The sequence below is a fragment of the Pseudomonas sp. FSL L8-0168 genome, assembly GCF_037976155.1.
GTDB classification, from domain to species: domain Bacteria; phylum Pseudomonadota; class Gammaproteobacteria; order Pseudomonadales; family Pseudomonadaceae; genus Aquipseudomonas; species Aquipseudomonas paracarnis.
Window position 1 is genome coordinate 2,804,189 of record NZ_CP150262.1, and the last position, 23,948, is coordinate 2,828,136.

The following is a 23,948-nucleotide window of genomic DNA, read 5'->3' on the forward strand; positions in this document are numbered from 1 at the left end:
CGCAAATACGGTGTTTGCAACTGCAATCAGGGTCAGTTTCATACGACTTTTTCTTGAGGATTGATGGGCTCAACTGAGAGGTGCCGGCGACGCATCAGTCGATAGGCTGCCGGAATGACAAACAGCGACAGCAAGGGCGCGGTAATCATGCCTCCAACCATGGGTGCCGCAATTCGGCTCATCACCTCGCTGCCGGTCCCGCTGCCCAGCAAAATGGGTAACAAGCCAGCAATGATGACAGCCACAGTCATGGCTTTGGGCCGAACGCGCTGGACAGCGCCTTCACGAATCGCGGCCATCAGCCCGTGCTCGGTCCTATCGCCGAGGTCTTCACGCTCAGCCCAGGCGTTCTTCAGATAAAGCAGCATAATTACGCCAAATTCGGCAGAAACACCGGCCAAAGCGATAAAGCCGACACCAGTGGCGACCGACAGGTTGAATCCCAATAGATAGAGAAACCATACCCCACCAGTCAGTGCGAATGGCAGAGTGGCCATGATCAGCAAGGCCTCATCGAAGCGAGCAAAGGTTAAATAAAGCAGCACGAAGATGATCAACAGCGTGGCAGGCACCACCAGCTTGAGTCGTGCGTTGGCCCTTTCGAGAAATTCGAACTGTCCTGCGTAGCTCAGGCTCATACCAGGCTGCAACTTAACCTGCTCGCTGACGACCCGTCGTAGATCGGCGACTACCGAAGCAATATCCCGTCCCCGCACGTCGATATACACCCAGCCTGAAGGTCGGGCGTTCTCACTCTTAAGCATCGGCGGACCATCGCTGACCTTGATCTTCGCAACGGTGCCAAGAGTGATCTGGCTGCCTAGAGGGGTATAGATAGGTAACTGCTCCAGAGCGCCGAGTGAATCCCGCCACTCACGAGGGTAACGTACGTTAATTGGGAAACGAGCCAACCCTTCAATCGTCTCCCCGACGTTTTCACCGCCGATTGCGCCGGCCACGATCGATTGCACATCGGCAATATTTAACCCATAGCGGGCCGCAGCTTTACGATCGATATCCACATCAATATAGCGGCCACCGGTCAGTCGTTCGGCCAACGCTGAACTCACACCTGAGACATCCTTGGCAACACGTTCGATGGCTTGGGTGACGGCATCGATCTCCGTCAGGTTGGTACCGGCAACCTTCACACCAATAGGGCTTTTTATGCCAGTGGCCAGCATGTCGATGCGGTTACGAATCGGCGGTATCCAGATGTTGGTCAATCCTGGGACACGCACCGCTTGGTCTAGCTCCTCAACGAGCTTTTCCTGGGTCATGCCTGGGCGCCACTGTTCGTGTGGTTTGAATTGGATGGTGGTTTCGAACATTTCCAAAGGTGCTGGGTCAGTCGCGGTTTCAGCGCGGCCGGCTTTGCCGAAAACGTGTTCGACCTCTGGAACTGTCTTTATCAGACGGTCAGTCTGTTGAAGCAGTTGCGCGGCCTTCTGCGCCGATAATCCAGGCAGAGCTGATGGCATATAGAGCAGGTCCCCTTCGTCCAGCGGGGGAAGAAACTCACCACCCAGACGAGAGATCGGCCACAACGCGCTGACAAAGACTAGCAACGCAACCAGCAGCGTTATTTTAGGTCGATGTAATACGGCGTCCAGAGCGGGTTCGTAGATCCGGATCAACCAGCGATTTAGCGGATTCTGCTGCTCATTGGGAATTCGTCCACGAATCCAATACCCCATCAACACCGGTACGAGAGTTACCGACAGTCCAGCCGCTGCGGCCATAGCGTAGGTTTTGGTGAACGCCAATGGACCGAATAGACGTCCTTCCTGAGCCTCCAGCGTGAACACCGGAATGAACGACAGGGTGATGATCAGCAGACAGAAGAACAATGCAGGTCCTACCTCGGCAGCCGCTTCAGTCATCACGTGCCAATGACGTTCACCTTTCAGTTCCTCCCCAGGATTGGCCACGTGCCAAGCCTCGACCTTCTTGTGGGCATTTTCAATCATCACCACGGCAGCGTCGACCATAGCGCCGATGGCGATGGCAATCCCGCCAAGGGACATGATGTTGGCGTTGATACCCTGATAGCGCATCACGATGAAGGCGATCAGCACCCCAACCGGCAGGGAAATGATTGCCACCAGAGATGAACGCAGGTGCCAGAGAAAGATTCCGCAGACCAACGCGACGACGATGAACTCTTCGATCAGCTTGTGGCTGAGGTTTTCCACGGCACGATCAATCAACTTGCTGCGGTCGTAGGTGGTGACGATTTCAACCCCCGCCGGCAGACTGCTTTTCAGCTCGTCGAGTTTGGTTTTGACCGCCGCAATGGTTTCACGAGCATTCTTCCCGCTGCGCAGAATCACCACGCCGCCGACGGTCTCACCTTCACCGTCGAGTTCGGTAATGCCTCGACGCATCTCAGGCCCTAACTGAATCGTGGCAACATCGCCCAACGTGACCGGCACACTGCCCGCGCCCAGTTTGAGCGGGATGGCGCGAAAGTCATTGAGCGTCTTTAGGTAGCCGGAAGCTCGTACGATGAACTCTGTCTCCGCCATTTCCAGCACGGCTCCACCGGTTTCCTGATTGGCTTTGCCGATCGCCTCGGTCACCTCAGACTGCGTGATACCCAAGTTCGCCAACTTTAGCGGATCGAGCTGGACCTGATACTGTTTGACCATGCCACCTACGGTGGCAACTTCCGCAACGTTCGGCAGCGTCTTGAGCTCGAATTTGAGAAACCAGTCCTGTAGGGCTCGCAGTTGCGCCAGATCGTGCCCACCGCTGCGATCAACCAACGCGTACTGGAAAATCCAGCCAACGCCAGTGGCATCAGGTCCTAAGGCTGGCTTAGCACTGGCTGGTAGGCGGCTTTGTATCTGGCTCAGGTATTCCAACACCCGCGAGCGGGCCCAGTACAAGTCAGTTCCGTCTTCGAACAGCACATAAACGAAGCTGTCGCCAAAGAAGGAGTAACCGCGCACAGTCTTGGCCCCAGGTACCGAGAGCATGGTGGTTGCCAGTGGATAGGTCACCTGGTTTTCGACGATCTGTGGGGCTTGGCCTGGGTAAGGTGTACGGATAATTACCTGAACATCCGACAGGTCTGGCAATGCATCGATGGGCGTACTTTGAACCGCCCAGATCCCCCATGCCGTGACGAACAGCGTCGCCAGCAACACAAGAAAGCGGTTGGCCACCGACCAGCGAATAAGGGCCGCAATCATGGCTGGCCCCCAGAGCGTTCCAGACGTTCAACACGCAGACCATCGTCCGTCTGGCTAACAGCGATCCGAACCTTGTCGCCCGTTTTTAGGCCCTTCATCAGAGCAGGAGTGGCGAGAGGGAAAGTCATCGTCATGCCTGGCATACCCAATGTCTTGAAGGGACCGTGGGCGAGCGTGACTTCTTTGTCGTTGATCTCAACGATCTGACCATCGGCCTCATGCAAAGCGCCAACGGGCATAGTAGATAGCGAAACGTCCAATGAGCTTGCGACAACGCCCTTGAGACTGGCCTCCGAGTCGAGCAGGAACTGGCCAGAGGTCACCACTTTCTGCCCCTCTTCCAAGCCTTTCAATATCGCCGTCTTGCCATCGTTATCCTGGCCTAGCTGCACCTCCACCGGGCGATATCGACCAGCGTCTTCAGAGAGCATGACCAACGCACGTCGACCGGTACGAATGACGGCCTCGCTCGGCACCCACAGAACACTTTGCTCCGTTGAACGATTGAGGCTTACCTGTGCGGTCAAACCTGGTCTGAGTCGGCCATCTGGATTGGGTAACTCAACTCGAACGCGAAGTGTGCGACTGTCCGAACTGGTTTCCGGAAGAATCGCACTGACGACGCCCTTGAGCACAACTCCAGGGAATGCGGATAAACGCGCTTCAGCTGCTTGCCCTACTACGATTGACCCAGCTTCCGCCTCTGGTACAGCCACGGCCAGCCAGACACTGCTCAAACCATTAACACGAGCCAACGTCTCGCCTGCGGCCACCGTCATACCTTCACGCACACTCAGCTCTTGAAGCACACCACCAATAGGGCTGGTCAGCGTCAGGTTCGATTGAACTTTGCCAGTGCGCTCAACTTGAGCAATTAACGTAAGTGGCATTCCGGTTAGCCGCAGTCGCTGCCGGGCCGCTGTCAGCAAGCCAGCATCGCCACTACGCTTGAGGGCGAGAAATTCCTCCTGAGCAGCTGCCCACTCCGGCACCAAGATATCTGCCAAGGCGGCATTCGCTTTCAGCACATCACCAGGTGCGTGGGCATACACACGCTCGACAAAACCCGCTGTACGGGCCTGAATGACTGCAACGTCCCGTTCGTTGAAGGCCAGCACACCTACCACGTTCAGTGTCGAGGCAAATACGCCTCGACTGACACTAGCCAGTCGCACACCAAGGTTCTGAGTCAGGCTTGGATCAATTCGAATGGCAGCGCTGTCCCCCTTGGTATCTGCGTATTGAGGGATCATCTGCATGTCCATGAAGGGTGACTTACCCGGTTTATCGAATTTCTGTTGTGGGTACATGGGATCATACCAATACAGAACTTTTCGATCGGCAGAGGCTTTGGGTTCATGATCCGGTACGACACCAGCTACTCCGCTCATTCGCGGTTGGGCTAACCAGTAACCCCCGGCAACACCCAAGGCAATCGAGATGCCGATGATTAAAGTCCCTTTCCATAATTTAAAAATCATTGAGCGGACTCCCCGTAAGAGAAATACAGGCGAGCGCTGGTCAGGGCACGTTGCTCTTCAACGTCAACCTGCTTGAGACGGGCTTCGATGAGTTCGCGTCGGGCGGCAACAACCGAGTTCAAATCACCCTTGCCGGAGCGGTAGCTGGCCATCGTGAGTTCGACCTTTTCTTTAGCCAACGGCAACAAGCTTTCCTGATTACGGCTGACTGCACGATTGAGGCGCTCGTAGTCAGCCAACTCATCCTCCAGTTGCTGGGTATGCTCGCGTGACAGGGCTTCGCGCTCAGCCTCAAGCTGGTTTAGTTCGGCGTGCTTGGCCGCAATCTTGGGGTTTTGCCGAGAGTTAGGGAACAGCGGGAGATCCCATGAAAACTGCACGCTGACCATGTCACCGAATTGTTGGCCTCGGTGCTGATAATCGAATTCCCAGCTCCAGTCAGACTGCTTTTCCGCCTCAGCTTCACGGATCTTGGCTTGTGCTTCACGGGTCATCGGCACAAAAGCCGCTAATTCGGGGTGATGTTGCAGCTTATGGGAGTAACCTGAGGTCTCAATAGGCCAATCAGGCAAACCGCCTACCGGTTTGTCATCGGCGGCAGGGCCAATCCAGCGCTTGAGGGCGGCCCGGGCCTGTGCACGTTGACGAACTAAATCATCCTGCTGCTCAGCCAGTTGAGCAGCTTCCTGTTTAGGTGTCACCGCATCGGCGGGTTGGGCTCGGCCACCCGCAATCTGAGCTCTGACGGTATCGGTCAGAAGACGGTTTTCTTTGTAGAAGTCCTGGAACAACGCATCTTTACGCTCAACCGAGTAGCTTCTGATCCAGGCTAATGCCGTGGACTGTCGGACGTTCAGACGCGCCACTCGACGCTCGGCTGACGCTCGATCAACAGCCGCATCCGCGACCTCGATACGTGCTTTGCGCTTGTCGCTGTTGGGCATCTCCTGCCTAATCCCGACCACTTGCATGGTCATGAAGTCCTGGTCGATGCTCCATCTGTCGGGTCCACCAATGGGGTAGTTCTGCACGCCCAGCAGTAGCTTGGGATCGGGTAGTTCGCCGGCGGGAATGGCCGCGCTAGTGGCTGCTTGAATTTTGGCGTCTTGTGCGGTCAACGATGGTGCATTGTTTTCGGCCAGACGCAGCGCTTCATCGAATGTCAATGCGCTAGCGAAGCTCGGCAATGCAAGTACGCTTGCCGCCAGGCCGGCCAGGAAGGACCAACCTGTGCAACAGCACTTGGAGTTCATGTTCACGATTCCTGTGATGATCCACCGCGCGCTTCATAAGACATGCGCGCAGATATGCCATCCCGCTAACGCGGAATGAGGCTCAGTGTGGTACAGGAATCAAGTACGTGGGGGTCGCCATACCCCTGAAGAGGTTTGTACGAGCGGGAAATGGCTGGAGAATGATAGAATGAGAGGACTGGACAGGGTGATAGGAGGCTTGATGATCGATACTTGCAACATGCCGCCAGTTTTGCATTCCTGACCGGGCTTACAAGGTTTGCCATGCTCGGTGGGACTTTTCATGTCGTGGCAGCAGTCTTGCCCCATACCATCCATCATCGCCATGCCCATGGTTTTCATCGGGCATGGTTCAATCGATGTCTGAACACCCGCCATCCCGCTGAGGGGAAGCGCCAAGCTAATCAGGAAAATTAGGCAAAACCGCAGGTAGCGTTTCATGAGCTGGAGTGTAGACGGTGCAAATGGCCCTTACAATTCACCCTTGAGACTCCTTAGTCGGCCATCACCAACCGCTATGCCGCGCTCATTTCCATGACCGGGCTTAAAGTACCTAACCATGCGACTAGACAAATAATGATGACTGCCATTGAAAATTCGAGCTTCATGCTACGGCGCAAGGCATTGACCGCGACAGCATAGTCTCCATTTCGAACAGAACGTTCCAAGAGCGGGCTTAGGTGAAAACGGTTGAGCGTCGCTAATACGATCATCCCGGCAAAGAGCAGGACCTTCAAAAATAGCAACTCGCCATAAGTGCTGAGCATCACCTCATCGAGATTTGGCCCAACGATAAATAGGTAGTTCGCCACTCCCGTAATGCTGATGATCACTACAATCACCGCGCCGGCCGATTCAAACCCTGTCAGTACCCGAGCAAGAATTCGTGCTTCTCGCTCACCTTTCAGTGATTTCAAACGCAGCAGCAGGGCAAATGCCGCTAGCGCACCCAACCAACCGCCTGCGGCCAAAAGATGGAAGATATCGCTAATAAAGTGCCAGTAGCGACGGCTCCCCTCGTCCATTGCTCCGTGCCCTGTCCATGCCAGCGTCGCTAGCGCAATCGCGCCACAGACAGTGACAATCCAAAGACTCAGTGTTGGAAAGCGCTTGTTCAGGGAAACGCCAATAATGGCCGTCACCAACGCCCCTATTCGGACCATCCAGGTCAAACCGACGTCAGTCCCCATGAGAACCATTTGAAAGATATGGTGATGTAGCTCCATGAAACCCGACACGCCACTCATTGCTTTCGCAAGTAACAACATGGCGGCAAGGGACAGAGCTACACCTACAGCAGAAGTACTGTAAAGAAGCGACTCAAAATTCAAAACTGTTCCCGATATTCTTTCTTTTCCCCTGAGGCTATAAAGACCAAAAATTGCCAGTCCAAATAACAGCATCAGGTCGAAATAAAGAGCAAAGCGAACAACGATATTTAATGAGTCGCTCATGAATCATTTCACTTTGAAAGAAAAGTTGCCGGTAATCGGGTGAGTGTCCGAGGAAACGGCACGCCATTCGACTTTGTAAGTACCCGTGGTCAATGGCGATGCGGGTGTAATAACCATCGTCTTCGGATCACCGCCACCTGCCACGTTAGCTTTTACGCCCATAGGTGAATTCGGCATACCAGGCATATCGGTCATAATCAGCTTTGCACCAGAGAACTGAGTCGTTAGATTCTCAGAAAAGTGCAGTTCGATTTTAGACGGAGCCGCCGCATCCGATCCTTCAGCGGGAGTAGAAGAAACCAGCTTTGGATGCGCCTGAGCAACTGCACTCAGAAGCAAACCCGCAGTCAGCGCAACAGCTACGGTGGTAGTTTTAAGGAATGACATGCAAGACTCCTGACAGCAAAAGCTGTTGGTTCTAGGTTTTTAGGGAATATCTAGTTTTTTACTTTTTGACGCTCGTTAAAACCACTGACGAATACCTAGCAAATTCCGTGTTCTAGGGCCGGCTGGACAGGGAGGAATCACAAGATTTCCAACGTCACAGTGCGAGTACACGATGCCACATGAACGCAAACTGTTCGATTACATTTCAGTCAGCTTGGGGCGGGTTTTTGGCACTGATCTGCCCGGATACGGCGCCAAATACGCGACTTTCTTTGGAACGCTCCAAGAGTTTTCTCTCATCCAAAAACGATCCTATTGAGCTAACCACATGTTGCCTGCATACATATGAACAAGGTGTCTTAGACCTTTCTTGCATCAGCACATGGGAGTTCAATATGAAAGGCTGTTATTCCGTTTAACGACGTACACCATATTTTTCCGTCATGCGCTTCAATGATAGATCGAGTAATCGATAAACCTAGCCCTGCATTACTTGGACTTCCTTCTCTGCGAGCTGGGTCCACGCGATAAAATCGATCAAACAGCTTTTCAAGATGCTCGGACGCAATGGGCTCTCCCGGGTTCTCCACAGAGACTGATATTGAAGTTCCTTTCTGCCGAATATCGACAGTAATACACTTTCCTTCGGGGGTGTACCGGAGCGCATTTGAGAGCAGATTAGAGATGGCCCTGTCGAGCATGAGTACGTCACCTCGGACGCTACCCCTGCCTGTGACCTTCAGGTCGATCCCTCGCTCATCAGCCAGCAAACGGTAGTACTCGAGTAATTTCTCTACTACTGCTACCAGGTCAATCGGTTTGTTTTCATGTGTAATTAGACCGTTATCTGATTTCGCTAGAAAAAGCATGTCATCAATCATACGTCCCATACGTTTCAAGTCATCAAGATTTGAGTACAGATTGTCCTCGTAGTCCTCAATATTTCTTTTTCTAGATAAAATCACTTCAGTGTGAGTCATCAAATTGCTAACGGGTGTCCGTAATTCGTGAGCAATGTCCGCAGAGAAGTTCGATAAACGAACAAACGCATCGTCCAGTCTAGATAACATTGCGTTGAACGAGAGCACCATCTGCTGGAGCTCTTGGGGAACGGGACCTAATGGAATACGCTCTTTGAGCGATTTAGCTGACATCGAAGCTGCTACCTGAGTGACTAGGCGAATAGGTCGTAGTCCACTACGCGCTACCATCCAGCCCAGTGCAGCACTGACCAGCGCGCTTATCACCAGTCCTATCCAAAACCATCGTTCAAGCGTCTCGAAGAAGGCCATATGTTGAGTAACATCAAAGATCAACATCACTGTCAATGGCTTGTCCTGCCCCGTCACTATGGCTTGCGCCGTCACGCCTCGAAATATCTGCTCCTGGTCTCGCCACTCCCAGACATTGCTGTTTGTGACCGTTCGGAAGTCTTCAGGAACTACGATCGGACCTGGGTCAGCAAACAGGAGCTTACCGTCACCATCGATGATAAGAGCTGTCAAATCACGATGAGCACCAAGCAGTGCCTCCAGCTCAGGCTTAACATCACTGAATTGATCAATGCTGTTCAACCCAGTCAAAATTCTTTGCGTCGAGTGAAGCTTTTCGTTCAGCGCCTGCTGATCCAGCATCTTGAAATGATGCCGGCTGAGGTTGTTAAAACTGAGTCCAGCGACGGTGAGCACAGCCGTTACAGCTAGCATGAACATCAGGCTCATGCGCGTAGTCAGGGACATTCGCTTCATTCCGACCCCGTCCCCGAATCCGGCGCATCCAGCATGTACCCCATGCCTCGAGAGGTGTGGATAAGCTTGACCTCAAAATCATCATCAATCTTTGCTCTGAGCCTCCTGACAGCAACCTCGATGACGTTAGTATCGCTGTCAAAGTTCATGTCCCAGACCTGGGAAGCAATAAGCGACTTGGGCAGAACCTCACCTCGACGACGGAGCAGCAATTCGAGCAACGCAAACTCTTTGGCCGTTAGATCTATACGTTTGCCTGCGCGGATAACCCTGCGTTTGAGGAGGTCCACCTCCAAATCAGCCAATTTCATATGGGTTTGGGAGGGGGCAGTGGTACCTCTACGCAGCAGCGTTCTGACGCGAGCCAGCAATTCAGAAAATGCGAAGGGTTTGATCAGGTAATCGTCAGCCCCCAGCTCAAGTCCTTTTACCCGATCCTCAACTCGGTCTCGCGCCGTGAGGAAAAGCACAGGGACATTTTTTCCGGATGCTCTCACTTTCTGAAGTACTTCCCAGCCATCCAGCCCAGGCATCATCACATCGAGAATCAGCAGGTCATACGCCTCGCTCAAGGCGTGCTGAAGCGCGTCTTTGCCATTGGTAAAACGATCAACATTGAACCCCGCCTCGGTGAGTCCTTGCTGCAAATAAATACCTATTTTGGGTTCGTCTTCCGCAACCAGAAGTCTCATGGGGATGGCTCTCGAATAATTGTGAGGCTGAGTCTGCAATGAAATGCCTCTGCCAACCAGCAACTGACAGAAAAGTAATATTGGCTTCAGGTAGATGTCAGCGAGTGCTGTCTAGGGTTCGAGCATGAGTACTTTCTGGTGCTCGACCGACTCTTAACCATGAAAGCTAGAGGAGCCGGAAAACAAATCAAAAAGGAGCTTCCTCATGAACCGTTTAAAAGTCCTATTCTTTGCTAGTTCGATACTCATCTCAGCATCTGCGTTGGCTGAAGGTGGTGCAGATCGGATTATGGAGCGCATGGAAAGCCTGCGCGATAAAGCCGAAGCGACCTTGGTACAAGCTGAAAAAGCTCCTGAAGGGCAGCGCCATGTTCACATGGCCGAGCATATGAAAATACTGGGCGAGATCATGGGCCAGCTTCATCTAGATCATCCAAAAGCATCAATGTCACCTCAGGAACATCTCGCCTGGATGGAAAAACACGACGCCATGGTTGATGACGTTTTGAACCAAATGCAGCGCGAGCACAAACTGATGCTTTCTGAGAACCATCAGTAACCGAATAACTCCTACGGGGCTCTCTGAACCGCCCACTAGACACGGCGTCATCTGGGCGCCGTGTTTTCTCAGGAAAACTGACAGAAATGTAGTGTTCAAGTCAGTTAACGCTCAGCTCTATCCCTTTAGCATAGCTAGTATTTTCCACTGGCTCTCGAGGTCACCATGAAAACTAAGCTCATTACTCCAGTTATTGCGGCAATCACCCTACTCCTCGGCGCTACGGCGATGGCCAGCGTAGGTCATGGGAAAGAGGATATCGGTCAGCCTGGAGTCGCCTCAGAGGTCACTCGCACGGTTGATGTAGAGATGGGTGATATTTTCTTCAAAACTAAAAGCATCGACGTAAAGCCCGGTGAAACGGTTCGCTTTGTACTTCACAACAAAGGGGCGTTGCTGCACGAGTTCAATATCGGCCAAGCCGCTGCTCACGCGGCGCACCAAAAAGAAATGGCGAGCATGTTCCAGAATGGAACGCTTACACCCACCGGAACTGGAAAAATGTGGGGCAACATGGGCCATAGCATGGGAGGCATGAAGATGGTTGGAATGGAACACAACGACCCGAATAGCGTGCTGATCGAGCCAGGGGCAACCAAGGAGTTGATCTGGACCTTCAACAACACAACTGGACTTCAATTTGCCTGCAACGTGCCAGGTCATTACCAGTCGGGGATGGTCGGTCAATTTGACTTGAAGTAAGCCTGAACCGACCGCTAAAACCGCGTCGACGCAAGAGTTCGCTATGCTCTGAGGCAGAGATCAGAGCAACACGCTCACACACGGGGTCTAGATCATGGATAAGCATCAGCATCCGGCTGGAAGCACCTCCCCACCATTTTGGAGGCGCAAAACAGGCGTTGTACTGATCATGCTCATTGCGATCGGTGCCTTTTACGGGGTGCGGGAACATTTCACCCACGTTTATCCGTATTTGCCCTACCTCATCCTGTTGATCTGTCCATTGATGCATTTTTTTGGACATGGACATGGCGGACATGACCATGGCGATCAGGCAGGAACCAACAAGGAAGAGAAATAGCTATGCCCACTCCACCGAGCCACCACGATCACGGTCCCGCCCACGCTGCCTCACCCAATGACGGTGGTCTACGCGACCCGGTGTGCGGTATGGCGGTTATACCTCCAAGTAAATTTGGCGAGTCTTACCAAGGACAGACGTATCAATTTTGTAGCCAGAAATGCCAAGAGAAATTTCGGGCAGATCCAGAACGCTACATTGGTAATCATCCCAGCGCTGAACCCAGCAGCGCCGCTATAGAGCCCACGCTACAGGTAGCCACTGAGTTTACCTGTCCTATGCACCCGGAAATAAGACAGCCAGGGCCCGGCAATTGCCCTAAATGTGGCATGACATTAGAGCCCGTCATGCCCGCGCTTGATGACGATGACAAACCCGAGCTCCTGGATTTCACCCGCCGCTTTTGGTGGTCGCTGCCTTTAACCGTAATGGTGGCCCTTCTAGCCATGGCGGGTCACTCATTACAAATCTTCCATGGTTCGGTTCAAAACTGGATCGAGTTCGCTCTTGCCACTCCGGTCACCTTATGGGCAGGTTGGCCCTTTTTTGTAAGAGGCATAGCATCCGTTAGAAATCGCAGTCCAAACATGTGGACTCTGATTGGTTTAGGTACTGCCGCAGCCTATCTTTACAGCGTCGCGGCAACCCTATTTCCCCAAAGTTTTCCCACCACCTTCATGCAAGATGGACGCATCGGCGTCTACTTCGAAGCCGCTGCGGTCATCATCTCGCTCACCTTGCTTGGGCAGATTCTTGAGCTCAAAGCACGGTCACAAACCTCCGCCGCCATTAAGTCCCTTCTTGGCCTATCTCCCAAGACTGCACGCAGGATCAACGCCGATGGTCAGGAGGAAGACATTCCTCTTACCCATGTTCACTTGGGAGACCATTTGCGGGTCAGACCTGGTGAAAAAGTGCCAGTTGATGGCTCTGTACTCGAGGGAGAAAGTGCGGTGGATGAATCCATGCTCACTGGTGAACCTGTGCCGGTCATGAAAAGAGCAGGGGATAGTCTGATCGGTGCCACGCTTAATACTCATGGAAGCTTGGTGATGGAGGCGCGAAAGGTCGGCGCTGACACCATGCTGTCGCAGATAGTACAAATGGTCGCACTAGCCCAACGCTCCAAAGCGCCCATGCAACGAATGGCCGACTCGATCGCCGGCTACTTTGTGATGGCGGTTATCGCGATTGCGTTGCTGACCCTCATAGGTTGGGGACTGTTCGGCCCGGAACCCAGCTGGGTCTTCGGCCTGATCAACGCTGTCGCCGTGCTTATCATCGCTTGTCCCTGTGCTCTGGGTCTGGCAACGCCCATGTCGATCATGGTTTCGACGGGTAAAGCCGCCAGTATGGGTGTGCTGTTCAGAGATGCCAGTGCCATCGAAAACCTTTGCAAGATCGACACACTGATTGTCGATAAAACGGGAACCCTGACAGAGGGACGGCCGGTATTTCACAGTGTGGAGGCCACACCAGATTTCAACCCACGCGATGTGCTTCAACTGGCCGCTAGCCTTGATCAAGGCAGCGAACATCCTTTGGCACACGCCATCGTCGATCACGCCCGAACTGAAAATATTGCGCTCACCAAGCCTGAATCGTTTGAGTCCGGCTCAGGGATTGGGGTGAGTGGTCTCGTTGATGGCAAGAAAGTACAGCTGGGCAACACTGCACTGATGGAAGCTGCCGGCGTGAGCACAAAGGTCTTACAAGAACGTGCAGAGTTGTTGCGCCTTGAAGGCATCAGCATCATCTATCTAGCAGTTGACGGGGTCTTGGCAGGATTACTAGCGGTCTCAGACCCGATAAAACCGACCTCTAAAGAAGCAGTCACCAAGCTTAAGGCTGATAACGTAAAAATCATCATGGCCACGGGAGACGGGCTCACCACCGCACGTGCTGTCGCCAAGGAGATGGGTATTGAAGAGGTTCATGGTGAAGTGAAACCTCAGGACAAGGAGCGCCTGGTGGCGGACCTCCAGCAATCCGGTCGAAAGGTTGCCATGGCCGGCGACGGTATCAACGACGCACCGGCCTTGGCGCGAGCAGATGTGGGCATTGCCATGGGTACAGGGACTGACGTCGCGATGAATAGCGCGCAGCTCACGCTGGTAAAAGGCGACCTGATGGGGATTTTACGGGCACGGGCACTTTCGGTTGCAACGGTAAAAAACATGCGGCAAAACTTGGGGTTCGCCTTCCTTTACAACTCAATGGGTATTCCCCTCGCCGCAGGCCTGCTCTATCCACTGACGGGGCACCTTCTGTCTCCAATGATTGCTGCGTTAGCCATGAGCGTCAGTTCTGCGTCTGTAGTTTTCAATGCTTTGAGGCTGAGGAATACCCGAATTGAATGAGCGTAACCGATGCTCACAGCCCGCTATACATAACTCTTGACCTTACCGTGGTGTCAACGTTGATCTTGTTGTTGCGGTGAAAATAGACTGCTCAGCACAAGAGGAATAACCATGTTCGTCTTAAACGTATCAGGCATTGGTTGCGGTAGCTGCGTCAGCAAAATCACCAAAGCAATTCAGTCACTGGACAGCGAGGCTATGATTTCCGTGGATCGCGCAGCAGGTAAGGTAAGCGTTGAAAGCAGTGAAAACCCAGAGCAAGTCCGTAAAACTGTCGAAGCACTCGGTTTCCCTTCCCAAATCAGCGCCTGAGGCGCTGATTCCCTCGCTGGGTAAAGTTTATTATTCACCTCGCAGAGCTTTAAGTAGCCCCTTAAATGCTCCATTTAATCTAGTAAAGGCGGTTTCGAAATGAATTTCATTTTCCGTATACTTTGCGACCTCGACCTGTTGATCCACAGTATTTTGATCAATGGAAGGTTGGTTCGGCGTACTGTAAAGCAAAGCACCGCCGTGAATATCACTTACTAATTCGTTTACGGCAATATGTTTTGGGTTTGTTGTTTTTAAAGAGAACGGAGTAGCCAAACCTCCTTTTGTTTGGCTAGCCAGTACAGCAGAAAAGTCCAAGTCCCTGGCCTTAAAGTTAGGAGTGTCGGCATTAGCGATATTATTGCTAAGTACCTCAGCTCGTTGGCTGCGAAAACGTAATGCTCTTTCTGCGGAGCCAAGCGCTTTGTCAAAATTAATACTCACCGGTGGCCACCTTTAGTTACGCTGCCATTTAATTCCCACCTATCGAACACTCAAGTGCTTAACGTAGTGCGTCCGAGCCGATGTATGATTTCAGCGAAAAACTCAAAAAACGCCACGCCATCGTGCAGTGACCGGAAACTTACAACGCCGCACAGGTAAATTTTAGATGGTGGATGGAGGTTATGTGTCGTTGGATAGCTTAGACCTTACGGACTAATCACTCTGCATCTCAAGAGAAATATCGCAACCTGACACAACTGTAATATTGGCCTAAGCTTCCTGACAGGGGATGAGTCTTATAGTCCTATTGAGCCTCAAGCTCACCCCCTAGAGTCAACGACTGATGTGGATTCAGGGGTCACCAATAATCATCCGAGGCCCCCCAAATGAACCCTATCAAAACCTTGTTCGTCATCGCGGCTCTGACCGTCTCTTCTTTGGCTATGGCTGAAGGGGGTGGTGACCGGACTTTCGCACGCATGGAAGTGGCCAGGAATAATTCGATGGAATCGTACCGAGTAGCTCAAACGCAAAATGCCCAACATCCCGTCGCTGAAAGCAAAGCCAAGGCGATGGATCACAAGAATTGCTAAATAGCTAGCCCTCCAAGCTGACAGAAATGTAATCACTGCGGTGGTTTAAATGTGGCAATTTCTGAGCTCGCTTGCCGTAAGAGTTTGTCTTTTGTGACGGTGGGCAAAGCTGATCCGGGCAACTCATGATCGGTTGTTTCGCACGGCTTCCCTTTTGACTGATTGGAAATAAACGGCATGCATTCCAAAACCTCTAGACGGACATTCGTAAAAGGCTTGGCCGCTGGTGGCATTCTCGGCGGCTTTGGCCTTTGGCGCACTCCAGTATGGGCGGTGACAAGTCCAGGTCTGCCGAGCGTACTCACCGGCAATGAATTTGATCTGTTTATTGGTGAAACACCTGTAAACATTACCGGCTCGCCGCGAACAGCCATGACCATCAATGGATCATTGCCAGGACCTTTGCTGCGTTGGCGCGAAGGAGAGACAGTCACCCTGCGTGTAAAAAACCGCCTGGACCAAGACACCTCAATCCATTGGCACGGGATCATTCTGCCGGCCAATATGGACGGTGTACCTGGCTTGAGTTTCCATGGCATCGCACCCGACGGCATGTACGAGTACAAGTTCAAGGTTCATCAGAATGGTACGTACTGGTACCACAGCCACTCGGGCTTACAGGAGCAGGCAGGGATTTACGGGCCAATCGTTATCGACTCGAAAGAGCCTGAACCTTTTCAATACAACCGCGACTATGTGGTGATGTTGACTGATTGGACCGATGAAGATCCTAGTCGCGTCATGGCCAAGCTTAAGAAACAGTCGGGCTACTACAACCACCATAAACGCACCGTTGGTGATTTTATCGACGATGTCAGTAAGCAAGGTTGGTCAGCTACAGTAGCTGACAGGAAGATGTGGGCTGAAATGAACATGAGCCCAACCGACCTTGGAGACGTCAGCGCAGATACTTACACCTATCTCATGAATGGCCAGGCGCCAAACGGTAACTGGACCGGTATTTTCAAGCCGGGTGAGAAGCTACGACTACGCTTTATCAACGGCTCGGCGATGAGCTATTTCGACGTCCGCATTCCTGGTTTGAAAATGACCGTTGTGGCCGCCGACGGCCAACACGTCAACCCAGTGAGTGTTGACGAATTCCGCATCGCCGTAGCTGAAACGTATGACGTGATCGTAGAGCCTGCCAGTGAAGAGGCTTACACCATCTTCGCCCAGTCTATGGATCGGACGGGTTATGCACGCGGAACCCTCGCTCTTCGTGAAGGGCTAGTTGCTCAGGTACCTGCTATAGATCCACGTCCAATCGTCACTATGGATGACATGGGGATGGGCGGTATGGCTGGTATGGACCATGGCAGCATGGCTGGTATGGGCGGCGCAGAGAAGACACCAGGTGACATGTCCGGCATGGCGGGCATGGCGGGCATGGACCACAGCAAGATGACCGGTATGGACCAAAGTGACATGACCGGGATGACCGGCATGGACAGCGGTGACATGACTAACATGGCGGGCATGGATCACAGCAAGATGGCTGGGATGGGCAATGGTGATATGTCAGGGATGGCTGGCATGGGTGGTATGGGTGGAGAAATGCAGACACACCCTGCCTCTGAAACCAACAATCCCCTGGTTGATATGCAAGCCATGAATCCAACGCCAAAGCTAAGTGATCCGGGCATAGGCTTGCGGAACAATGGTCGTCGAGTGCTCACTTACTCCGACTTGAAAAGCACTTTCCAAGACCCTGACGGCCGCGAGCCAAATCGTACCATCGAGCTTCATTTGACCGGTCACATGGAGAAGTTTTCGTGGTCGTTCAACGGCATCAAATTCTCTGACGCCGAACCGCTGCGCCTGAAGTATGGCGAGCGTCTGCGCATCACCTTGGTGAACGACACCATGATGACACACCCCATCCACCTTCACGGCATGTGGAGTGACCTTGAGGACGAGAACGGCAAGTTCATGGTGCGCAAGCACACGATCGATATGCCACCAGGTACCAAACGCAGCTATCGAGTCACCGCTGATGCCTTAGGCCGTTGGGCATATCACTGTCACCTGCTTTTCCATATGGAAATGGGCATGTTCCGTGAAGTACGGGTTGATGAGTAAAGGAGACGATCTGTGAGCACATACCGAAATCGTAATTCCCTCGTGGGTTGCCTCTTTGCCGCTGTCCTGCTGGGTGGACTCTCGTCCACGGTGCTGGCAGAGGAAAATGGCAGCGACCATTCAACCACTGTTCCTGTTACAGCAACGGACAAGCCAGCAACGGCAAACGATTCGAAGCTAGATCACGGGGCGATGGACCATAGCCAGATGAGCCATGAGTCGATGGATCATGACCAAAAAACCAAAAAGGCAGATTGAGATCATGACCAGTAAGTTTTTACGCCCAACGCTGATGGCACTTGCAGTCTCTACCGGTCCAGCATTCTTTTTCATGGCTCAAGCCGCTGAAGAGATGGATCCGTCGATGGCGATGCCATCAAGTGCGGACGCAAAGTCTTCAACTGCACAAAAATCCAAACCCGCCAAACCGAAAGATGCCGCGATGGATCACTCCAAGATGGACCACGGCTCAATGGGAGCCATGGACCATAGCAAGATGGGGGCTATGGATCACAGCGATAACGGGCAAATGGACGGTATGGAAAGCATGGATGGAGGGGCGACTACCACAAGCCGAACCCCAATCCCCGTACTTACCGACGCTGACCGGGCCGCCGCTTTTCCAGACTTACCAGGCCATGGTGTGCACGATAAAAAAATTAACTCGTTCATCCTCCTGGATAAATTTGAGTACCAAGACGCTGACAACGGTAGTGCGCTGGCTTGGGATGCAAAAGGGTGGATCGGCGGTGACGTCGATCGCCTATGGTTGCGTTCGGAAGGCGAACGTACCAATGGCGTAACCGAGAACGCTGAACTTCAGGCTCTGTGGGGACACGCCATCGGTCCTTGGTGGGATGTCGTCACCGGCATTCGACAAGACTTCAAACCTGGGTCACCTCAAACATGGGGAGCGCTCGGTATTCAGGGCATGGCCCTCTATAACTTTGAAGCTGAAGCGACTGCTTATATTGGTGAGAACGGTCAAACCGCAGCTCGGTTTGAAGGCGATTACGACATCCTGTTGACCAATCGCCTGATCTTGCAGCCGACCGCCGAAGTAAACTTGTACGGGAAAAATGATCCTCAGCGCGGCATAGGATCTGGATTGGCCAACACCGAACTAGGCCTGCGGTTGCGCTACGAAATTACTCGTCAATTCGCACCCTACATTGGTGTTAGCTGGAATCGCTCATATGGTAAGACGGCTGACCTAGCCAGCGATGAAGGGGAAAAGACAAACGAGGCCCGGTTTGTAGCTGGTATTCGGATGTGGTTCTGAGCGATTTGAGCACTAGCCCTACGAATTCAAATGATCGGGGAGTTGGCTCCCCGACTCTAAAGTAGATCCTTCAATGTAACCTTTGCAGCGGCATGAACGCTTGAGTGGGGTTCTATTGCTTCGTAGAACATCTCGCCGTCTCCAAGGGAAAAGGAAATATTCATGACAGGTAGCTTCCGACTTTCAAGTCGATTTCTGCGTATTGCAACATTCGCTGCGCTGTTCATCGGCTCAACGGCTCAAGCGGCGCAGGCCCTGACCATCGATGTGCATCGAGATGCAAACTGCGGATGCTGCAAAAAATGGATTCAGCATCTTGAGGCCAATGGCTTCACCGTCATTGATCATGTAGAAACCAACATGAGTGCTGTCAAACAAGATCTAGGTGTCGCTCCACGACTCTCGTCTTGTCACACTGCGATGATCAACGGGAAGTTTGTTGAAGGTCATGTGCCAGTTGAGCAAATAATTGCGATGAGTAAGCGTGACGACCTTCTCGGGATCGCTGCTCCTGGAATGCCAGCAGGTTCTCCAGGAATGGAAGTCGACGGAGTACATGAGACCTACCAAATAATCGGCCTGACCAAAGCCGGCGTAGATCAGGTCATTGCTGAATACCCCGCAAACTAATCCCACCTCATCCATTCGGCCACAGCATGGTCCCAGCTCATGGCCATGCAGCGGGACATGCTATGTTGATTTCATTCTCAAGCAATACGCAAAGGACGATCAGCAACAAGCTGTAAAGGCGCGCCTGCGCCGAATCGGATAACCCCGTACCGCTGTCCTCAATAACAATTTGAGATGACGCCATGCTCCGTCTGCTGACAAGCACTGCGCATCTGACCACGATAGTGCTAAGTTCGGGTGGCGTTGCCACTCAGCTTGCCTTTCCGAATCTGGACATCTGTCTCGGCTGAAAGCGTAGAAAAGTTAAATTACAGTGGTTTGAGAGTTCTTTTTTTGCAGGCTTTTCAGACGCAGGGTCGCGCGTTGTACAGCGGCCATTTTTTCTGGACGCTTCATTCGTTTCCATTTTCTGATGTCTTCCTTGGTGCGACCGCAGCTGACGCACAGTTCGCTGTTCAACTGGCAGACAGAAGTACACGGATTCTCGATGTCCTTGGCCATTGGTCAATTCCTCGGCGAACTTATGCGAACTACGGGCTCATTGCTAAGCCTGAACGGCGACCTGATCGGGTGAAACAGCGCCCGGCTTCGTGCGGTACTCAACTGTCAGATGAGTGATCTCATGAACTGTCGCAAGCCGTTCTCGTATGTTTTGTGCATTCACTGCTGGGCTGCCTAGAACACTCACAATAGCGGCGCGGGCTTGCGGCCCTACCTGCCAGACATGAAGATCTATGATCGAAGCATCTCCCTGTCGCTCAACCAGTTCACGAATCTCTTCAGCGACATGATCATCTGTCTGGTCTAGCAATACACTCGCAGTCACCCGCATCAACGACCAAGCCCAGCGTGCGATGACAACTGCACCCACAATCCCCATTGCAGGGTCGAGCCAGACCCAACCAAGGTAACGACCAGCAAGCAGTGCTGCGATGGCCAGAACCGAAGTCAGTGCATCTGCAATGACGTGAATATAAGCAGAGCGCAGATTATTGTCATGACCATGTGCATGGTGAGATTCATCTTGGCCGTGGTCATGCCCATGGTGATGATTATGACCGCCAGACAGCAAAAGCGCGCTCACCACATTCACTGCTAATCCGACAATTGCGATAAGAGTCGCTGTCCCGAATTGCACTTGAGTCGGTTGAAAGAGACGAAATAGCGACTCTCCGGCAATTCCCAAAGAGACCAGTCCCAAAATCAGAGCAGATGCGAAGCCACCCAAGTCTCCAACCTTGCCAGTTCCAAAACTGTAGCGAGCATTTGAGGCATGTCTTTTTGCGTAACCGTAAGCAGCTGCGGCTATGCCAAGTGCTCCAGCGTGTGTTGCCATGTGAAATCCATCAGCAAGCAACGCCATTGAGCCAGTGAGATAACCTGCGGTGATTTCAGCAACCATCATTACGACGGTCAGAGCCACTACCCACAAGGTTCGCTTGGCGTTTTCTTCATGTGATTTCCCCAGGAACATATGGTCGTGGGAATAGTCGGTGTACGAATTACTCATCTGGGCAAATCCTATTTGGAATAGCGGCGAATGGCTTCGAGAAGCTCATCGACGCCTTTCGCTCTTTCTTCGTTGCTGAGTGTCGGATTCGCAACGTGTTCACGAGCGTGGTCTTCGATAATTTCATCCATCAGCCCATTGATAGCGCCACGGGCAGAAGCGACCAAAAGCAGGGTTTTCGAGCAGTCATCATCAGAGTCGAGTGCTCGCTCAATCGCCTGGACTTGCCCAGCGATTCGCTTTACACGCTTAAGAAGATTGTCTTTGCTTGATCTCATATGACCCATACCATACCCCCCCTACCTATATTGAGAGTATGTTCACACGTTCCAATCAGCCATACAACCCCAGGGACGCTCGCCGCCGGGATGGATATACCAACAGTTTCTTCAATCCACAAAAAAAGGCGCCACTAGGGCGCCTAAGCCGTCTCCAAACCAAAGGAGAAACAAGGAGACGGGGTGTATCGGGGATACCGGACAGTTGATGCCGATGGCTAATGCCCGTTAAAGGAGTTGCAGTGGATATTCAACAATCAGTCTGACCTCGTCCAAATCAGATTCGAAATCGGTAGCTCGTGTCGTTGCTTGGCGGACACGTAAAGACATGTCCTTCAGTGAGCCTGACTGGATGACATACTTAGCCTCGATGTCTCGCTCCCAACGCTTTTGGTCCTGCAATGGGGCACCGTCCGCTCCGCGACGCATGTACACGCTGTTTGCGTTGGAATAGTCCGCATCCCAACCCTTAGCGTAGCGGGTCATGAAGCTCAGACCGGGGATGCCGAAAGCCTGCATATCTAGATCGTAGCGCAGCTGCAAGGATTGCTCTTTCGGTGAGTTGAAATCGCTGTACTGAATGGAGTTATCCAAAAAAATTGAGTCGGACTGGCGAAGGTAGTCAAAGTCGTCGTTACCATTATTGCGCTGGTAACCAACGGTCACGGCGTGCGCTCCGAATTTGACCCCGGTCTTGCCGCTCCAGATCTTGTTATCGAAGCTTCCCAGAAGTTTTTCACCCTCATCAACCGCTCGGTAGTAATTAAAGCCGCCAATTAGCGATACGCTTTCTGAGAGTGGATAGCTCAATGTGGTGCCCGCGTAGTATTGGTTCCACACATCCTTGAATTGGCTGGTGTAAAGACTCACACCTACGTGTTCATTGACCGTGTAATCGCCCCCTAGATAAGCGATCCATGGAGCATCTACTACACCGGCGTAAAAAGTTGAAAAGCCGTCACGCATGCTACTGGAATTGGGTTGGCTCATCGCATGCAGCCGGCCCCCCTGAAGGGTCAGGCCTTTGATGCTGGTATTAGTGAACGTTGCACCCCGGAAACTCTCCGGGAGAAGTCGGGAATCCCCATAGGCAACGACAGGCGTCGATGGAAATACGTCGCCTACCTTGACGACTGTATCCAGGAAACGCACTTTTGCGGCCCCGCCTACTTTTGAGTAGGAGTCTTCAGGTTGGCCTTTGCTATTGTGCGGCAAGACATCGACTGAGCTACGGGCTCCCGAGCGACCATCACCTGAATCGAGCTTGAGGCCTTCCATTGCAAACGCATCAATGCCGAAGCCTACGGTACCTTGAGTAAAGCCTGATTCGAATCGGCCAATGATGCCATGAGCCCATTCGGCTGAGTAACCATTGCCCGTGGGGCTTGATTGACCCTTTCGATAATCACGATTGAGATAGAGATTCCGATTGAGAATACTAAAGGTGCTCCCCTCAATGAACCCTTCAGGCTTTTGCTCCACAGCTACTGCAACTTGCCCCATGCTCATGCCAAGGGAAATGAGAGAAAGACCATAAATGCTTTTATTGTTCATTTAACACTCCAGGCTTTGGCTTGGCAGAGTTTCTTTATGAAATATTTTTTATAATTATAAAAGCCACCAGCACGTGAGGATTTCTCCTACGTGCCGGCAGACATAATTTCATACAATAGATAACTCCAGCGTGACCTGAAAATTACTTCTGTGTCAGCGAACAGCAAGCAGGCTCAAAACATACCGAACAACCTTGCGCAGTCAGGGCTAACGCTAATTAACTTCCGTGAGGGCAGTTAGTACCCATAACCTTGTATTCCAAGGTGTTGAGCTTGCCCGCCGAATCTTCATAGGTCATGCGCGAAGGGGCTACGCCACAGGTTTTATTGGCTTGAGTGGTACTGATTACCTTCTGGACATCGAGGTTCATTCCGTATTCATAATGAACAACTTCAGGTGTCGCCTTTCCGTTTTCTAAGGCGTACTGCTCCATCGCCTTCTGGTTCTCTTGCATCATTCGACCATAAACACGGTCACCACCTCCTTCAGCCATGGCCAAAGAAGACATGGTCAAGATGGAAGCGGCAAAAACAACTTTTAATAATTTCATGATTTTCTCCTAGTGCTCACTTACTTCTGACTAGAGGATAACCAGTGATGCCTTTCAGGAAGCTGCCGCGAATATTACATATCTGTAAGGCCTCTCGTAGAGCTCGTGAGTTCAACTATTTAAAGTTTAGCTTTATTGGCAGAGCACGCTGAATGCATCATACGACCATCAGAAATCAACTCGTATCCCACCTGGAGCATCTAGAGATTTTTTATAAAAATGCATATCTTCCTATTATGAAAAGCGGCTTTGACCGCTACAGGCGGATGAATCGTTTGGGCGTAGCTAAATGAGACTACGAACGTGTCACAAAAGCCTCATGGGCTGCGGAAATTAGGCACTACGTAGAGCACCGAAAACGCAATCGGCAGGATGGTCTTTAACAGCAATACGGTCTCGGAGGATAGGTTTTTATCTTATCCTTAACGTCATCGAAGATGACATTGAAGCTGTGCAGCAGGCGCTCCGTTTGCAACATTTGATCGTGAAGGATCTCAAGCAGGACAGCACAAACTACTGCCTGCCCAAGGATAAAGATAA

At 52.2% G+C, this 23,948-nt stretch carries 24 protein-coding genes; 10 read left to right on the forward strand and 14 right to left on the reverse strand.

Annotation, left to right across the window (positions count from 1 at the left end; all coding sequences use genetic code 11):
* Positions 1-38: 38 nt before the first annotated feature.
* The 8 genes from MHH62_RS12375 to MHH62_RS12410 all read right to left on the reverse strand — a co-directional run bounded on the left by MHH62_RS12375 (position 39) and on the right by MHH62_RS12410 (position 10,212).
* The gene (locus tag MHH62_RS12375) at positions 39-3,197 is read right to left on the reverse strand and encodes an efflux RND transporter permease subunit (RefSeq protein WP_008437418.1); all 3,159 of its coding nucleotides are present in this window, start codon (positions 3,195-3,197) and stop codon (positions 39-41) included.
* Positions 3,194-4,678: an efflux RND transporter periplasmic adaptor subunit gene (locus MHH62_RS12380; protein WP_339233004.1), complete on the reverse strand. Its 1,485-nt coding sequence runs from the start codon at positions 4,676-4,678 to the stop codon at positions 3,194-3,196. Before MHH62_RS12380 ends, MHH62_RS12375 begins: the two co-directional genes overlap by 4 nt.
* On the reverse strand, positions 4,675-5,931 hold the full coding sequence (locus MHH62_RS12385) for a TolC family protein (protein ID WP_008437421.1): 1,257 nt from the start codon (positions 5,929-5,931) through the stop codon (positions 4,675-4,677). The genes MHH62_RS12380 and MHH62_RS12385 overlap by 4 nt, the downstream gene beginning before the upstream one ends.
* Before the next feature lie 99 nt (positions 5,932-6,030).
* A complete protein-coding gene (locus MHH62_RS12390) occupies positions 6,031-6,372 on the reverse strand; it encodes a hypothetical protein (protein ID WP_073844967.1) in 342 nt (113 codons plus the stop codon).
* Positions 6,373-6,446: 74 nt separating this feature from the next.
* Positions 6,447-7,385 (reverse strand): copper homeostasis membrane protein CopD, encoded by a 939-nt coding sequence (copD, locus tag MHH62_RS12395; protein ID WP_008437423.1) that lies wholly within the window; start codon positions 7,383-7,385, stop codon positions 6,447-6,449.
* 3 nt (positions 7,386-7,388) lie between these two features.
* Positions 7,389-7,772: a copper homeostasis periplasmic binding protein CopC gene (gene copC / locus MHH62_RS12400; RefSeq protein WP_008437424.1), complete on the reverse strand. Its 384-nt coding sequence runs from the start codon at positions 7,770-7,772 to the stop codon at positions 7,389-7,391.
* Between the two features lie 359 nt (positions 7,773-8,131).
* A complete protein-coding gene (copS, locus tag MHH62_RS12405) occupies positions 8,132-9,520 on the reverse strand; it encodes a copper resistance membrane spanning protein CopS (protein WP_008437425.1) in 1,389 nt (462 codons plus the stop codon).
* Positions 9,517-10,212: a heavy metal response regulator transcription factor gene (locus MHH62_RS12410; protein ID WP_008437429.1), complete on the reverse strand. Its 696-nt coding sequence runs from the start codon at positions 10,210-10,212 to the stop codon at positions 9,517-9,519. Before MHH62_RS12410 ends, copS begins: the two co-directional genes overlap by 4 nt.
* Positions 10,213-10,417: 205 nt before the next feature.
* On the opposite strand from MHH62_RS12410, the gene MHH62_RS12415 reads away from it, so the two are divergent.
* From MHH62_RS12415 to MHH62_RS12435, 5 genes are all read left to right on the forward strand, one after another.
* Positions 10,418-10,771 (forward strand): co-regulatory protein PtrA N-terminal domain-containing protein, encoded by a 354-nt coding sequence (locus tag MHH62_RS12415; protein ID WP_008437430.1) that lies wholly within the window; start codon positions 10,418-10,420, stop codon positions 10,769-10,771.
* Positions 10,772-10,936: 165 nt separating this feature from the next.
* The gene (locus tag MHH62_RS12420; protein WP_008437431.1) at positions 10,937-11,473 is read left to right on the forward strand and encodes a plastocyanin/azurin family copper-binding protein; all 537 of its coding nucleotides are present in this window, start codon (positions 10,937-10,939) and stop codon (positions 11,471-11,473) included.
* Between the two features lie 94 nt (positions 11,474-11,567).
* The gene (locus MHH62_RS12425; RefSeq protein ID WP_032899631.1) at positions 11,568-11,813 is read left to right on the forward strand and encodes a DUF2933 domain-containing protein; all 246 of its coding nucleotides are present in this window, start codon (positions 11,568-11,570) and stop codon (positions 11,811-11,813) included.
* Positions 11,814-11,902: 89 nt separating this feature from the next.
* A complete protein-coding gene (locus MHH62_RS12430) occupies positions 11,903-14,173 on the forward strand; it encodes a heavy metal translocating P-type ATPase (protein WP_172833414.1) in 2,271 nt (756 codons plus the stop codon).
* A 111-nt stretch (positions 14,174-14,284) separates the two neighbouring features.
* A complete protein-coding gene (locus MHH62_RS12435) occupies positions 14,285-14,485 on the forward strand; it encodes a heavy metal-associated domain-containing protein (protein WP_008437435.1) in 201 nt (66 codons plus the stop codon).
* Between the two features lie 30 nt (positions 14,486-14,515).
* Here the strand turns inward: MHH62_RS12435 and flgB are convergent, their stop codons facing one another.
* A complete protein-coding gene (flgB, locus tag MHH62_RS12440) occupies positions 14,516-14,929 on the reverse strand; it encodes a flagellar basal body rod protein FlgB (protein ID WP_008437437.1) in 414 nt (137 codons plus the stop codon).
* A gap of 386 nt (positions 14,930-15,315) precedes the next feature.
* Here flgB and MHH62_RS12445 point away from each other — a divergent pair, with 386 nt between their 5' ends.
* The 5 genes from MHH62_RS12445 (at position 15,316) to MHH62_RS12465 (ending at position 19,516) form a co-directional block, all read left to right on the forward strand.
* Positions 15,316-15,522, forward strand: a complete 207-nt coding sequence (locus tag MHH62_RS12445) for a co-regulatory protein PtrA N-terminal domain-containing protein (protein ID WP_019821302.1) — start codon at positions 15,316-15,318, stop codon at positions 15,520-15,522.
* A gap of 177 nt (positions 15,523-15,699) precedes the next feature.
* Entirely contained in the window at positions 15,700-17,604 is a 1,905-nt protein-coding gene (locus tag MHH62_RS12450; RefSeq protein ID WP_339233005.1) for a copper resistance system multicopper oxidase, read from the forward strand.
* Positions 17,605-17,616: 12 nt separating this feature from the next.
* Entirely contained in the window at positions 17,617-17,862 is a 246-nt protein-coding gene (locus tag MHH62_RS12455; protein ID WP_024073347.1) for a hypothetical protein, read from the forward strand.
* Entirely contained in the window at positions 17,834-18,886 is a 1,053-nt protein-coding gene (locus tag MHH62_RS12460; protein ID WP_008437443.1) for a copper resistance protein B, read from the forward strand. Before MHH62_RS12455 ends, MHH62_RS12460 begins: the two co-directional genes overlap by 29 nt.
* Positions 18,887-19,048: 162 nt before the next feature.
* Positions 19,049-19,516 (forward strand): DUF411 domain-containing protein, encoded by a 468-nt coding sequence (locus MHH62_RS12465; RefSeq protein WP_008437448.1) that lies wholly within the window; start codon positions 19,049-19,051, stop codon positions 19,514-19,516.
* A gap of 303 nt (positions 19,517-19,819) precedes the next feature.
* Here MHH62_RS12465 and MHH62_RS12470 read toward each other — a convergent pair whose 3' ends face one another.
* The 5 genes from MHH62_RS12470 to MHH62_RS12490 all read right to left on the reverse strand — a co-directional run bounded on the left by MHH62_RS12470 (position 19,820) and on the right by MHH62_RS12490 (position 23,408).
* Positions 19,820-20,017 carry a DUF1289 domain-containing protein gene (locus tag MHH62_RS12470; RefSeq protein WP_008437450.1) on the reverse strand — a complete coding sequence of 66 codons (198 nt, stop codon included), beginning with the start codon at positions 20,015-20,017 and terminating at the stop codon, positions 19,820-19,822.
* Between the two features lie 43 nt (positions 20,018-20,060).
* On the reverse strand, positions 20,061-21,026 hold the full coding sequence (gene dmeF / locus MHH62_RS12475) for a CDF family Co(II)/Ni(II) efflux transporter DmeF (protein WP_008437453.1): 966 nt from the start codon (positions 21,024-21,026) through the stop codon (positions 20,061-20,063).
* 11 nt (positions 21,027-21,037) lie between these two features.
* Positions 21,038-21,313 (reverse strand): metal/formaldehyde-sensitive transcriptional repressor, encoded by a 276-nt coding sequence (locus tag MHH62_RS12480; protein WP_024073346.1) that lies wholly within the window; start codon positions 21,311-21,313, stop codon positions 21,038-21,040.
* A gap of 219 nt (positions 21,314-21,532) precedes the next feature.
* Positions 21,533-22,858 (reverse strand): OprD family porin, encoded by a 1,326-nt coding sequence (locus tag MHH62_RS12485; RefSeq protein ID WP_008432871.1) that lies wholly within the window; start codon positions 22,856-22,858, stop codon positions 21,533-21,535.
* 217 nt (positions 22,859-23,075) lie between these two features.
* Positions 23,076-23,408, reverse strand: coding sequence for a DUF2790 domain-containing protein (locus MHH62_RS12490; protein WP_008432869.1), 333 nt, complete (start codon positions 23,406-23,408; stop codon positions 23,076-23,078).
* Positions 23,409-23,948: the final 540 nt, after the last annotated feature.

Coding starts and splice junctions, on each gene's coding strand:
- MHH62_RS12480 (WP_024073346.1), bottom strand. CDS start 21,313: ATGGGTCATATGAGATCAAGCAAAGACAATCTTCTTAAGCGTGTAAAG.
- MHH62_RS12445 (WP_019821302.1), top strand. CDS start 15,316: ATGAACCCTATCAAAACCTTGTTCGTCATCGCGGCTCTGACCGTCTCT.
- MHH62_RS12450 (WP_339233005.1), top strand. CDS start 15,700: ATGCATTCCAAAACCTCTAGACGGACATTCGTAAAAGGCTTGGCCGCT.
- MHH62_RS12385 (WP_008437421.1), bottom strand. CDS start 5,931: ATGAACTCCAAGTGCTGTTGCACAGGTTGGTCCTTCCTGGCCGGCCTG.
- copC (WP_008437424.1), bottom strand. CDS start 7,772: ATGTCATTCCTTAAAACTACCACCGTAGCTGTTGCGCTGACTGCGGGT.
- copD (WP_008437423.1), bottom strand. CDS start 7,385: ATGAGCGACTCATTAAATATCGTTGTTCGCTTTGCTCTTTATTTCGAC.
- MHH62_RS12375 (WP_008437418.1), bottom strand. CDS start 3,197: ATGATTGCGGCCCTTATTCGCTGGTCGGTGGCCAACCGCTTTCTTGTG.
- MHH62_RS12420 (WP_008437431.1), top strand. CDS start 10,937: ATGAAAACTAAGCTCATTACTCCAGTTATTGCGGCAATCACCCTACTC.
- copS (WP_008437425.1), bottom strand. CDS start 9,520: ATGAAGCGAATGTCCCTGACTACGCGCATGAGCCTGATGTTCATGCTA.
- MHH62_RS12430 (WP_172833414.1), top strand. CDS start 11,903: ATGGCGGTTATACCTCCAAGTAAATTTGGCGAGTCTTACCAAGGACAG.
- MHH62_RS12485 (WP_008432871.1), bottom strand. CDS start 22,858: ATGAACAATAAAAGCATTTATGGTCTTTCTCTCATTTCCCTTGGCATG.
- MHH62_RS12415 (WP_008437430.1), top strand. CDS start 10,418: ATGAACCGTTTAAAAGTCCTATTCTTTGCTAGTTCGATACTCATCTCA.
- MHH62_RS12470 (WP_008437450.1), bottom strand. CDS start 20,017: ATGGCCAAGGACATCGAGAATCCGTGTACTTCTGTCTGCCAGTTGAAC.
- MHH62_RS12435 (WP_008437435.1), top strand. CDS start 14,285: ATGTTCGTCTTAAACGTATCAGGCATTGGTTGCGGTAGCTGCGTCAGC.
- MHH62_RS12380 (WP_339233004.1), bottom strand. CDS start 4,678: ATGATTTTTAAATTATGGAAAGGGACTTTAATCATCGGCATCTCGATT.
- MHH62_RS12490 (WP_008432869.1), bottom strand. CDS start 23,408: ATGAAATTATTAAAAGTTGTTTTTGCCGCTTCCATCTTGACCATGTCT.
- MHH62_RS12425 (WP_032899631.1), top strand. CDS start 11,568: ATGGATAAGCATCAGCATCCGGCTGGAAGCACCTCCCCACCATTTTGG.
- dmeF (WP_008437453.1), bottom strand. CDS start 21,026: ATGAGTAATTCGTACACCGACTATTCCCACGACCATATGTTCCTGGGG.
- MHH62_RS12460 (WP_008437443.1), top strand. CDS start 17,834: ATGACCAAAAAACCAAAAAGGCAGATTGAGATCATGACCAGTAAGTTT.
- MHH62_RS12410 (WP_008437429.1), bottom strand. CDS start 10,212: ATGAGACTTCTGGTTGCGGAAGACGAACCCAAAATAGGTATTTATTTG.
- MHH62_RS12390 (WP_073844967.1), bottom strand. CDS start 6,372: ATGAAACGCTACCTGCGGTTTTGCCTAATTTTCCTGATTAGCTTGGCG.
- MHH62_RS12465 (WP_008437448.1), top strand. CDS start 19,049: ATGACAGGTAGCTTCCGACTTTCAAGTCGATTTCTGCGTATTGCAACA.